Consider the following 11,893-nt stretch of genomic DNA (forward strand, 5'->3'; position numbering starts at 1 on the left):
ACTCCCAAATTTCAGCCGCGTTTTTCAGGGGAAAGGCATGTCTACAACACCGCTTGGGCTTATCCAGAATGTTCGCTTACCGGGTCGCGAAGGGCTGTGGCAAATCGCCATTGAGCAGGGCCGTTTTGGTGGCATTACGCCGATGGGCGATACCGAAGACGAAAACGTAAGAATCTTAAACGCGCGTGGCGGCCTTGCCATCCCCCCGTTTATTGAACCGCATATCCACCTTGATACCACCCAGACGGCAGGCGAGCCGAGCTGGAACCAGTCCGGTACGCTGTTTGAAGGCATTGAGCGCTGGGCGGAGCGTAAGGCACTGCTTAGCCATGAGGATGTAAAAGCGCGCGCCTGGAAAACGCTGAAAGGGCAAATTGCCAACGGTATTCAGTTTGTGCGCACCCACGTGGACGTCTCTGACCCGACGCTCACCGCCCTGAAGGCCATGCTGGAGGTGAAGCAGGAGGTTGCGCCGTGGATCACGCTGCAAATCGTGGCGTTCCCGCAGGAAGGCATCCTTTCTTACCCGGACGGCGCGGCGCTGCTTGAGGAGGCGTTGAAGCTGGGCGCCGATGTGGTCGGGGCTATCCCGCATTTTGAATTCACCCGCGAGTATGGCGTGCAATCGCTGCACATTGCCTTTGAACTGGCGAAGAAATATGACCGTCCGCTGGATATCCACTGCGATGAAATTGACGATGAGCAGTCCCGATTTCTGGAAACGGTGGCCACCCTGGCTTATGAATCAGGGATAGGCCCGCGGGTCACGGCCAGCCATACCACGGCGATGCACTCCTATAACGGGGCATACACCTCGCGGCTTTTCCGCCTGCTGAAGATGTCAGGCATCAACTTTGTCGCCAATCCACTGGTGAATATCCATTTACAGGGACGCTTTGACGATTATCCCAAACGACGCGGGATTACCCGAGTGAAGGAGCTGCTGGAGGCGGGGATCAACGTCTGTTTCGGGCATGATGATGTCTTCGACCCGTGGTACCCGCTTGGCACCGGCAATATGCTGCAGGTACTGCATATGGGGCTGCATGTGTGTCAGATGATGGGGTATTCGCAAATCGACAACGGTTTGAACCTGATAACCCACAACAGCGCCCGAACCTTCGGCCTGACGGATTACGGTATCGAAACGGGAAATCTGGCTAACCTGATCGTGCTGCCTGCGGAGAGCGGGTTTGAAGCGGTGCGCTGCCAGGTGCCGGCGCGCTGGTCGATTCGGGAGGGGCGAGTGATTGCCACGACGCAGCTTGCGCAGACGTGGATCAAAATGGACGACGTTGCGGAAGAGCACATCTTCACGAAAAACAGCCCCTTCGCTGAGCGCAAAGGGGCGTAGGGGATCAGTGGGACGCCGCTGCCATATTATGCTGGCGGTGGCGGGTCACAAAGCCCAGAACCAGGCACATCACAAACACCACCGCGTACAAACCGTTAGCGGTATGCAGCGCGGCCAGCGGGCCGCTGTGGGCGACGATCGGGCCGGTGACCACGAAGGTCAGCATGGTGCCGATGGTGCCGCAGGTCAGCACGAAGTTCACCAGTTTCGGTGACGCCACTTTAGTCTGCAGAGAGCCCAGCGTAATGATAGAGGTGTAAATCGCACTGGAGAAGAAGCCCAGGGTCAGGATGAACCACGGCATATGCTCCGGTGAACCGTTAATGAACAGGTACATCAGCACGGTTGCCATGCCTGCCAGCACAGTCAGAATGCGCTGCAGGTCGAAGAAGCGCAGGATGAAGCTAAACGCCCACATGCCGAACATGTAAGACATCCAGAAATCGCTCACCAGTTTACCCGCGTCGTTCAGACTCATGCCCAGGCCTTTGGCGTATTCCGGTACCCAGGAGATAAAGCCCAGCTGACCGAGGATGTAGCACAGTGCGGCAACGGAGAGGAACAGTACGCCGATACCCCATTTCTCTTTCGCGACCGGCTCGTCCGTGGATTGCGCTTTTTTGCCCAGAACCGGGAATTCACAGCCGAAGGTCAGAATAAAGATTGCCACGTAGACCAGACCGATACAGGCATAAACCCAGTACCACTCAATGCTGCGTGCCAGCAGAACGGCCGCTACCATCGGGAAAATCATCCCCGCCATGCTGAAGAAGGAGTCGGTAAACAGCAGACGTGCGCCACGCTGACGACCTTCATACATATGGGTAATCAGGAACGTACCGATGGACATCGTAATACCGCTCACCAGACCCAGCACAAACATGGCGGCAGAGAACAGGGCGATGCTGTGGCTCACCATTAAACCCGCGACCGCGGCGACCATCAGCACGAAACCAAAACGCAGCTGCGTTTTCAGTGGAACAATTTCCATCAGCCAGGCATTCAGGAAAATGGAGATCAGGATCCCGGCGTTGAGGAAGGTAAAGGTGTTACTCATGCTGGAAACGGGCAGCTGGAAGTAATCTGCGATATTACCCATCACCATCCCGGTGACGATCACCAACGCGCCGGTCAGGGCGTAGGAGAAGAAGCTGATCCATGTGAGCTTGATACGATTGCTGTTAGTCATGTCTGGCCTGTTCAGGAAAAGAAAAGCGCCCGAGGGGCGCTGAGAGCGGGCAGATTTTAGACATTAAAGTGATCCATTCATATCTTTTAAGAGAAATTCTATCGCTATTGCAGGTTTTTATGTGATTCAGATCACATTAATAGGCGTCATAACCAATCGTTTGCGTGGTTACAACTGTTTCAATTTCGTAAAATTAGGTAAAAGGCTGGTCTCCGTTCATACTGCTCTTTAGAATCAAGCCATTCGCTTTTTATACTGCGCTTTGTTAAGGAATTCTCATGCTCAAATCAACGCTGGCGGCTGTCGCAGCTGTGTTTGCTCTTTCTGCCGTTTCCCCTGCTGCGCTGGCAGCCAAAGGAGACCCTCACGTTCTGCTGACCACCTCCGCCGGGAATATTGAGCTGGAACTGAATAGCCAGAAAGCTCCGGTTTCTGTGAAAAACTTCCTCGACTACGTGAATAACGGTTTCTATAACGGCACCACATTCCACCGTGTGATCCCGGGCTTTATGGTGCAGGGCGGTGGTTTTAACGAGCAAATGCAGCAAAAGCAGCCTAACGCACCGATTAAAAACGAAGCGGATAACGGCCTGCGCAACACCCGCGGTACCATCTCTATGGCGCGTACGGCAGATAAAGACAGCGCCACCAGCCAGTTCTTTATCAACGTGGCGGATAACGCCTTCCTCGACCACGGCCAGCGCGACTTCGGTTACGCGGTCTTCGGTAAAGTGGTGAAAGGGATGGATGTGGCTGACAAGATTTCTCAGGTGCAGTCCCATGACGTTGGCCCATACCAGAATGTGCCGACAAAACCGGTTGTGATCCTCTCTGCAAAAGTTCTGCCGTAACCTTCTTTGACACGGGCGCTTCTCGCCCGTGTTTCGCTCCCCTCCCTGCGAAAGCGCGTTTTGCTGCTTATACTTGTGGCACACGGACATCTTCAGGGGGGCGTTAAGTGAAAAAACTCACCGATAAGCAAAAATCCCGTCTCTGGGAGCAGCAGCGAAACAGTAATTTCCAGGCCAGCCGCCGCCTTGAGGGGGTTGATAGCCCGCTCGTTACGCTAAACGCCCAGGATGCGCAAAGCCGTCTTGAAGAACTCAGGAGGCACTATGAGCGATAAAATCGGTGACGATCGTGACCCGTATCTCTACCCGGGTCTGAATGTGATGCGTAACCGTCTGAATATCCGCCAGGCTGACCGTCTTGCAAAGGCATCCTATGAGATCACCGCGCTGCGGGTGGCGACGCTCGGCTTAGGCCCGTCGGCGCCGGGGTTGCCGCATCTCTGTGCAATCCACCGCCACCTTTATCAGGATATTTTTGACTGGGCGGGCGATATCCGCGAAATCGATATTTATCAGGGCGACACCCGCTTCTGCCACTTCGCCTACATCGAGAAAGAGGGCAATGTCCTGATGCAGGATCTCGAGGAAGAAGGGTATCTCAACGGTCTGCAGAAAGAGGAGTTTGTGGCCCGCCTGAGTCACTACTACTGTGAGATCAACGTGCTCCATCCCTTCCGGATTGGCAACGGTATCGCTCAGCGGATCTTCTTCGAACAACTTGCCATCCATGCAGGCTATCAGCTGAGCTGGAAAGATATCGACCCGGGCAAATGGGCGGCGGCCAACCAGAGCGGCGCAATGGGCGATTTAACGGCCCTGAACGCCATCTTTGCCAAAGTAGTGAGCGAAGCGCGGGAAACTGAGTAGAATAGGGCGGCACGTTTTTCTGGAGCCGCCATGATTCTGCTGATTGATAACTACGATTCCTTCACCTGGAACCTTTACCAGTATTTTTGTGAACTGGGTGCAGAGGTGGTGGTCCGCCGCAACGACGACATCAGCCTGGCCGAAATCGACGCGCTTGCCCCGCAGAAAATCGTTATCTCGCCGGGGCCCTGCACGCCGTCGGAATCGGGCATTTCGCTGGATGTCATTCGTCACTACGCCGGTAAGCTGCCCATTCTTGGCGTCTGCCTGGGCCATCAGGCTATTGGGCAGGTGTTTGGTGCCACCATTGTGCGCGCCGCCAAAGTGATGCATGGCAAAACCGCGCCGGTGACCCATACCGGCACGGGCGTGTTTACGGGGCTTAATAATCCGCTTATCGTGACGCGCTACCATTCGCTGGTCATTGACCCGTCAACGCTGCCGGAATGCTTTGAGATTACCGCCTGGAGCGATACCCGGGAGATCATGGGGATCCGACATCGTGAATGGGACCTCGAAGGGGTGCAATTCCACCCGGAGAGTATCCTCAGCGAGCAGGGACACCAGCTGCTGGCAAATTTCCTCAATCGTTGAATAGTGGTTGCCTTGCTGTGATTTTTTATGCATATTTTGTGATTATATTTTCACAATCACTGTGACATAAAATGGATGGTCATGACATGGCAACTGAACAATCTGCAATTACCCGCGCGACATTCGATGAAGTCATTCTGCCGATTTATGCACCGGCTGAGTTTATCCCGGTAAAAGGGAAAGGCAGCCGAGTCTGGGATCAGCAGGGGAAAGAGTATGTTGATTTCGCCGGTGGGATTGCGGTGACGGCGCTGGGTCATTGCCATCCTGCGCTGGTAGAGGCGCTGAAAACCCAGGGGGAAACCCTGTGGCATACCAGCAACGTCTTTACCAACGAACCGGCGCTGCGTCTGGGCCGTAAGTTAATCAGCGCGACTTTCGCCGAACGCGTGCTGTTTATGAACTCCGGTACCGAAGCGAACGAAACCGCCTTCAAGCTGGCGCGCTACTATGCCTCCACGCGTCACAGCCCGTACAAAACCAAAATCATTGCTTTCCACAACGCCTTCCACGGTCGCTCGCTGTTTACCGTTTCCGTCGGCGGACAGCCAAAGTATTCCGACGGTTTTGGACCAAAACCGGCCGATATTATCCATGTGCCGTTTAACGATCTCCATGCGGTAAAAGCGGTAATGGATGATCACACCTGTGCGGTGGTGGTGGAGCCGATCCAGGGAGAAGGCGGCGTAACGGCTGCCACGCCTGAGTTCCTGAAAGGGCTGCGCGACCTGTGCGATGAGCATCAGGCGCTGCTGGTATTTGATGAAGTGCAGTGCGGGATGGGCCGTACCGGCTCCCTGTTTGCCTACATGCATTACGGCGTGACGCCGGATATTCTGACCAGCGCCAAAGCGCTCGGCGGCGGCTTCCCGGTCAGTGCGGTATTAACGACGCAGGAGATTGCCTCCGCGTTCCACGTGGGTTCCCACGGCTCCACATACGGCGGCAACCCGCTGGCGAGTGCCGTCGCGGGTGCCGCGTTCGACATTATCAACACCCCTGAGGTTCTGAGCGGCGTCAACGCGAAGCGTGAGCTTTTCGTGAAGCATTTACAGCAGATTGATGACCAGTATGACGTCTTCAGCGAGATCCGCGGGATGGGGTTACTGATCGGCGCGGAGCTGAAGCCACAGTACAAAGGCCGTGCGCGCGATTTCCTGCACGCCGCCGCCCATGAAGGGGTGATGGTGCTCAATGCCGGACCGGACGTGATGCGCTTTGCGCCGTCGCTGGTGGTCGAAACTCAGGACATTGAAGACGGGTTAAACCGTTTTGCCGCGGCGGTCGCGAAGATCGTAAACGCTTAAGACTCCGTTCTCGTTAAGCGACGGGTTAACCATATCCCGTGGTGAGGGCGCTGACGCCATGCTACCGACGAAATGGTGTGCATGGTGTTCAGATGCCCGAGAACGCGCTGCAGATGCTGCTCCAGGGTACTCATTGGCCCGTGGGTGAGCGTCTCTGGCGCCTCCAGAATGTTCGAATCCCCTGACTCGCCAGGCGCGTCATACTCGAGTCGCTGCTGACACCGCTGCAGGGCAATCTCACACGACTGCAGGTAGCGCTGCGCCAGATCGGGCGTCAGCATCGTATGTTCCCGCGCCAGCGTGGTCATGGCGTTGATGTGCTCAACGATAAATTGGCTGTGCGTCACCCAGAGCTTCATGTCCGCCAGATAGTGCGAGTTAAAGCCGGGCTCCTGCATGGCCTGATTCAGCGAGTTAAACAGGGCGTTATGCGCCTGGTTGACCTTCATCCGCTGATACGCCAGCGGGGAGGGCTGCGGGTCGTCACTCAGGATCAGGCGAATGGCCTGCTGGTCGGCCTCCAGCGCATCGTGGGCGTTCTGTCTGAGCAGCCCGCTTTGCCACTGAGGCCACAGCCAGACCATGCCGCCAAAGGCAATCAGGCAGCCGATCAGGGTATCGACCAGCCTGGCGATAATAAACTGCTCGCCGTTGAGCGTGAGCAACTGCAGGGTATACACCGCCGTTACCGTAAAGCCCACCATCGCCCAGCCGTAGTTTTTGCGGATGATCAGGTAGCTCACCATCGTGATCACCAGCATCCCTGCCAGCGTATAGCCTTCCGGCACGTGAAAGTGCAGCGTAACGCCCGCAATGATCAGCCCCGCCATCGTTCCGCCTGCCCGGTGCAGAATGCGCACCCGCGTCGCGCCATAGCCGTTCTGGGTGACAAACAGGATGGTCATTAAAATCCAGTACGGTTTGGGCAGATGCAGCGCCATGCCCATCAGGCTGGCAATGCTCAGCATCACGCTAATTCGCGCGGCGTTGCGCAGGGCAGATGATTTAAGGGAGAGGTAGCTTCTGAGCGCCGGCAGCAGCGGCAGGCGTTTTTGTTTGTCGGCCATCAGGTCGCGCGGATAAAGCGGACGCTGGGTTCGTAACACGCGGGCGATACGGCTGAAGTGCCAGGCGGCAAACTGACCCACCGGGTTGTCTTCATGCTGACGGGCAATCTTCTCCAGCGCGCCGAGCTGTTTGTCCATGTTAAAGCGCGTGGGGTAGCGGTGATACAGAATATCGTCAGCCAGCACCCGAAGGCGCGCGGAGACGGTTTGCGCGTTCCAGCGGATCACCGCTTCGGCATGGCTGCGCTCGACCAGTTTTTGCACCTCCTGCGGCTGGTGCAGGCTCACGGAGATATGCTCCTGTAAGTCCAGCCCCACCTGGAAGACGCGCAGCAGCCGCTTATATTCGTGGTTCTTATTGGCGGCGAGCATATGCAGCTGCTGATAACACTGGCTTATCAGGTCCACCACCTTTTGCTGACGCGTCAGCAGCGGCGGCAGTGATTTTTCTGGATCGGTATGCTGGGTGAGCAAGGTGTATTTGGCTTCACAGTAATCCGCCAGCTGCACGTAGAGCAGGCTCAGGGATTCCCGCAGCGGCTGTTCCCGCCACAGCCAGAACCAAAACCAGTTAAACAGTCCGTACCACAGCGTACCGAGGGCGTAGATCAGCAGCGGCTCCCACACCGGCATGTTACCCGCAAGGCTCAGCGTGAAGATGGCGGCAATCAGCGACGCGGGAAGCAAACGCGCGTGCAGTGAGCTGATTTCAGCGGTTACGCCCAGGGTCATCGCCAGGACGGTGAGGATCAGCGGCAGCGGGATATCGCGGGCCAGCAAAAGCTGCACGGCGAGGCTACAGCCCGCAAACAGCGAGCCGCCCACGATCAGCCGTTTGAAAAAGCGCTTATGCGGTGTATCCAGACCGGCAATGTTGCAGCAGGCGGGAACAAGAGAGAAGAGCAGACCTTGCTGAAGATGGCCCAGAATCAGGCCTACGGCCACAGGAAGGCACAACACCAGCGTTTGTCGCAGTGCGTAGTTAACTTCCGGGTGATAAATCAGCCTGCGCCACATGGGGAATAGAGACAAAAACGGCGTGACACCTTGCGATGGCACGCCGTTTGAGCGGAATTAACGCGTTCCGTAAACCACGATGGTTTTACCGTGTGCGGAGATCAGGTTCTGATCTTCCAGCATTTTCAGAATACGGCCTACTGTTTCACGGGAGCAACCGACAATCTGACCGATTTCCTGACGGGTAATTTTAATTTGCATGCCATCAGGGTGAGTCATCGCATCGGGTTGTTTCGCCAGATTCAGCAGGGTCTGAGCGATACGGCCGGTCACGTCCAGGAAGGCGAGGTTACCCACTTTCTCAGATGTCACCTGCAGACGGCGCGCCATCTGCGAAGAAAGACGCATCAGGATGTCAGGGTTAACCTGAATCAACTGACGGAATTTCTTGTAGGAAATTTCAGCCACTTCACATGCTGTCTTTGCACGAACCCAGGCGCTACGTTCCTGGCCTTCTTCAAACAGGCCCAGTTCACCGATGAAATCGCCCTGGTTCAGATAAGAAAGGATCATCTCTTTCCCTTCTTCATCTTTGATCAGCACTGCCACCGAGCCTTTGACGATGTAATACAACGTTTCCGCTTTTTCACCCTGGTGAATCAGCGTGCTCTTCGATGGGTACTTATGAATGTGGCAATGAGACAAGAACCATTCGAGAGTCGGGTCTGTTTGCGGTTTGCCAAGCACCATGCGCTGTTATCCTCTGTTATAAGCTGTCACCAGAGTCATAAGATGCATCCGGACTCTGGGGTTGCAATCGAATTCTTACCCATACCCTGGGAAGTCGGCTATCGTAACGTTTCGCAGCCAGTAAAGTTTGATGTCCTCTGCATACATGTGTAACGTCAATGTATTACTGTAGCATCCTGAGTGTTTTAGCATAGCTTTCGCCGCGTGTCTCCTGGTGTCTCGCTTCAGCATGACGCAGGTCGCCTTCCATTGCGAGAAATGTAACGCACGCGTAATCTGTCACCAAAAATGCAACGTTGGAGTGAGTGAATATGCAAGCGCGTGTGAAATGGGTTGAAGGTTTAACGTTCCTGGGCGAGTCCGCTTCAGGACACCAGATTTTGATGGATGGTAACTCCGGCGATAAAGCACCAAGCCCAATGGAAATGGTGCTGATGGCAGCAGGTGGATGCAGCGCAATTGATGTGGTGTCGATCCTGCAAAAAGGCCGTCACGATGTGACCGACTGCGAAGTAAAACTCACCTCAGAACGCCGCGAAGAGGCACCACGTCTGTTCACCCACATTAACCTGCATTTCATCGTCAGCGGGAAAGAACTGAAAGACGCGGCGGTCTCACGCGCGGTCGATCTTTCAGCGGAGAAATACTGCTCGGTCGCCTTAATGCTCGAGAAAGCGGTAAAAATTACGCATTCGTATGAAGTGATCGACGCCTGATATTGGGGGCATCGTTCACCCCGATGCCCTCACCGAAACCCTCTCCCACGCGGAGAGGGAAATCATCAGGCGATTTTCTTCCCTTCTATCAACCGCTGCACCAGCGGCATCATAATTAATTCCATTGCCAGCCCCATTTTTCCGCCCGGAACCACTAACGTATTCATGTGCGAAATAAACGAGCCCTGCAGCATCGCCAGCAGCCAGGGGTAATCAATGCCGTCGAGATTGCGGAAGTGGATAACCACAAAGCTCTCATCCAGCGACGGGATACTTTTGGCGGCGAACGGGTTAGAGGTGTCCACTGTCGGTACGCGCTGGAAGTTGATATGCGTGCGGGAGAACTGCGGCGTCAGGTAAGTAATGTAGTCTTCCATGGAGCGCACGACGGAATCCATCACCGCCTCGCGTGAATGGCCGCGCTCGCTGATGTCACGCGTCAGCTTCTGGATCCACTCAAGGTTCACGATGGGCACCACGCCAACCAGCAGATCCACGTGACGCGCCACGTCATGCTGCGGCGTCACCACGCCACCGTGCAACCCTTCGTAAAACAGGACGTCGGTCGGTTCCGGCAGCGGTTGCCAGGGGGTAAAGGTGCCGGGCACCTGGTTCCAGGGAACGGCTTCATCGTAGGTGTGCAGATATTTGCGTGACTGCCCCTTGCCGCTCTGGCCGTACTCCTGAAAGGTTTGCTCCAGCAGGCCGAAGTCATTGGCCTCCGGGCCGAAGTAGCTAATGTGTTTACCCAGATCGCGCGCCTTGCGGATAGCCATATCCATCTCCGGGCGCGTGTAGCGGTGAAAGCTATCACCTTCGACCTCCGCCGCACGGAGATTCAGTTGGGCGAAAATCTTACGAAAAGCGAGGCTGGTCGTGGTGGTTCCCGCACCACTCGAACCCGTAACGGCAATAACCGGATGTCTGGCAGACATAGCAACTCCCTGACTGGAAAGGTTTAAAGATCAGCCATGAAACGCGTTGCGGGGCATGATATTGACCGTCTCATGCAGTTCAGACCATACCAGCACCACGTCGCCGCTTTTGAGCTGGCGCTTCACATCGTTGACCTTTTGCTCAAGCGAACGTTCATGTTCACCATAATCGGTACCTTCGCGCAAGACAAAGCTTTCAATCAGATTATCGAGCGTTTCGGGGGAGAGGTCCTGCCACGGAATAATCATTTTGCACCGTCCAGATAAGGGGTAAGCCAGTCAGGAATACGCGACTCCAGCCACATTTTCGGGCGACGCAACGTTCCACCGATGAACCCCACGTGACCACCATGCTCTGTCAGCTGATAGTGAACGTTGGCAGGCAGAAATTCCTGCGCGGGAATAGAGTGATGATCCATAAACGGGTCATCTTTGGCATGAATGATAAGCGTCGGTTGCGTGATCTTACTGAGCAGCGGCATGGCGCTGCACTGACGATAGTAGTCAATCGCATCGGCAAAACCGTGAATTTTGGCGGTGATCAGATCGTCGAATTCGCGGATGCGACGGACCTTTTTCAACTGACGCAGGCTCACCGGCAGCGTATCCGGATAGGCTTTCAGCTTGCGCGCCGCGTTGGCTTTCAGCAGGTTGAGCAGGTAACGCTGATAGACCCGGGAAAAGCCTTTCTCCATATGGTAGCTGCACTGCTCCAGCATAAAGGGCGCGGAGACAATGACGGCCGCATCCAGCGGCACGGTGTCGCCCTCTTTTGCCAGCAGGCAGGCCAGCATATTGCCGCCCAGCGAGTAGCCCACGGCCGCTGTCGGGACGGTACCAAAGTTTTCCCGTAACCAGTGTAAAAACCAGGTGCCGTCTTCGGTTTCACCCGAGTGATAGATGCGCTTCTGGCGATTCGGTTCGCCGCTACAGCCGCGAAAGTGCATCACCACGCCGAGCCAGCCCCGCGCTTTGGCTGCCTGGATGAGCCCGTGTGCATAGGGGCTGTGCAGACTGCCTTCCAGACCGTGAAAGACCACCAGACGCGGCTTGTGGCGCGCCTGTTCTGGCTCTTCGCTCCATGCCAGGTCCAGAAAGTCACCGTCCGGTAAGTCCAGCCGTTGCCAGTGCGGCGTGAACTGAACCTTACGGCGGATGAGTCGCGGCAGCATGGTCTGCAGATGGCAATTGGCCACGCCGCGCATGGGCACGAACTCGGTGCTGTCTTCGGCGATGATGTCGAAGTCTGATGGAATGATTTGGCTCATAACGGCGATGCTAATTCTTGTCAGTTATTTTCTGTTCT

General features: G+C 55.8%; 13 protein-coding genes. 7 read left to right on the top strand and 6 right to left on the bottom strand.

The window, feature by feature from the left end:
* The first annotated feature begins 37 nt into the window (after nucleotides 1-37).
* Entirely contained in the window at nucleotides 38-1,354 is a 1,317-nt protein-coding gene (locus AB6731_RS18975) for a cytosine deaminase (RefSeq protein WP_078774742.1), read from the top strand.
* 4 nt (nucleotides 1,355-1,358) lie between these two features.
* Here AB6731_RS18975 and tsgA read toward each other — a convergent pair whose 3' ends face one another.
* Nucleotides 1,359-2,543 carry an MFS transporter TsgA gene (gene tsgA / locus AB6731_RS18980; protein WP_371006667.1) on the bottom strand — a complete coding sequence of 395 codons (1,185 nt, stop codon included), beginning with the start codon at nucleotides 2,541-2,543 and terminating at the stop codon, nucleotides 1,359-1,361.
* Nucleotides 2,544-2,821: 278 nt separating this feature from the next.
* Here tsgA and ppiA point away from each other — a divergent pair, with 278 nt between their 5' ends.
* The 5 genes from ppiA (at nucleotide 2,822) to AB6731_RS19005 (ending at nucleotide 6,162) form a co-directional block, all read left to right on the top strand.
* The gene (gene ppiA / locus AB6731_RS18985; protein ID WP_014171936.1) at nucleotides 2,822-3,394 is read left to right on the top strand and encodes a peptidylprolyl isomerase A; all 573 of its coding nucleotides are present in this window, start codon (nucleotides 2,822-2,824) and stop codon (nucleotides 3,392-3,394) included.
* Between the two features lie 107 nt (nucleotides 3,395-3,501).
* Nucleotides 3,502-3,669 carry a YhfG family protein gene (locus AB6731_RS18990; protein ID WP_014171935.1) on the top strand — a complete coding sequence of 56 codons (168 nt, stop codon included), beginning with the start codon at nucleotides 3,502-3,504 and terminating at the stop codon, nucleotides 3,667-3,669.
* Complete coding sequence (locus tag AB6731_RS18995; protein ID WP_025202869.1) at nucleotides 3,659-4,261, top strand: putative adenosine monophosphate-protein transferase Fic; 603 nt, start codon at nucleotides 3,659-3,661, stop codon at nucleotides 4,259-4,261. The genes AB6731_RS18990 and AB6731_RS18995 overlap by 11 nt, the downstream gene beginning before the upstream one ends.
* Before the next feature lie 30 nt (nucleotides 4,262-4,291).
* On the top strand, nucleotides 4,292-4,855 hold the full coding sequence (gene pabA / locus AB6731_RS19000) for an aminodeoxychorismate synthase component 2 (RefSeq protein ID WP_063215511.1): 564 nt from the start codon (nucleotides 4,292-4,294) through the stop codon (nucleotides 4,853-4,855).
* An 86-nt stretch (nucleotides 4,856-4,941) separates the two neighbouring features.
* Nucleotides 4,942-6,162, top strand: coding sequence for an aspartate aminotransferase family protein (locus AB6731_RS19005; protein ID WP_252068777.1), 1,221 nt, complete (start codon nucleotides 4,942-4,944; stop codon nucleotides 6,160-6,162).
* Here AB6731_RS19005 and AB6731_RS19010 read toward each other — a convergent pair.
* Nucleotides 6,159-8,246: a YccS/YhfK family putative transporter gene (locus AB6731_RS19010; RefSeq protein ID WP_020884592.1), complete on the bottom strand. Its 2,088-nt coding sequence runs from the start codon at nucleotides 8,244-8,246 to the stop codon at nucleotides 6,159-6,161. The genes AB6731_RS19005 and AB6731_RS19010 overlap by 4 nt on opposite strands.
* A 57-nt stretch (nucleotides 8,247-8,303) precedes the next feature.
* Nucleotides 8,304-8,936 (bottom strand): cAMP-activated global transcriptional regulator CRP, encoded by a 633-nt coding sequence (crp, locus tag AB6731_RS19015; RefSeq protein ID WP_000242758.1) that lies wholly within the window; start codon nucleotides 8,934-8,936, stop codon nucleotides 8,304-8,306.
* A 311-nt stretch (nucleotides 8,937-9,247) separates the two neighbouring features.
* Between crp and AB6731_RS19020 the strand changes: the two genes are divergently transcribed.
* Nucleotides 9,248-9,652: an OsmC family protein gene (locus AB6731_RS19020; RefSeq protein WP_025202873.1), complete on the top strand. Its 405-nt coding sequence runs from the start codon at nucleotides 9,248-9,250 to the stop codon at nucleotides 9,650-9,652.
* A 65-nt stretch (nucleotides 9,653-9,717) separates the two neighbouring features.
* On the opposite strand, the gene AB6731_RS19025 is transcribed toward AB6731_RS19020, so the two are convergent.
* From AB6731_RS19025 to AB6731_RS19035, 3 genes are read right to left on the bottom strand one after another with little or no spacing between them, the layout of a single operon-like run.
* Nucleotides 9,718-10,587, bottom strand: coding sequence for a phosphoribulokinase (locus AB6731_RS19025; RefSeq protein ID WP_014171927.1), 870 nt, complete (start codon nucleotides 10,585-10,587; stop codon nucleotides 9,718-9,720).
* 30 nt (nucleotides 10,588-10,617) lie between these two features.
* On the bottom strand, nucleotides 10,618-10,836 hold the full coding sequence (locus AB6731_RS19030) for a YheU family protein (RefSeq protein ID WP_003861664.1): 219 nt from the start codon (nucleotides 10,834-10,836) through the stop codon (nucleotides 10,618-10,620).
* Nucleotides 10,833-11,855 (bottom strand): hydrolase, encoded by a 1,023-nt coding sequence (locus AB6731_RS19035; protein WP_014171925.1) that lies wholly within the window; start codon nucleotides 11,853-11,855, stop codon nucleotides 10,833-10,835. Before AB6731_RS19035 ends, AB6731_RS19030 begins: the two co-directional genes overlap by 4 nt.
* Nucleotides 11,856-11,893 lie beyond the last annotated feature (38 nt).

It is taken from the genome of Enterobacter sp. RCC_40 (assembly GCF_041360735.1).
GTDB lineage: Bacteria > Pseudomonadota > Gammaproteobacteria > Enterobacterales > Enterobacteriaceae > Enterobacter > Enterobacter ludwigii.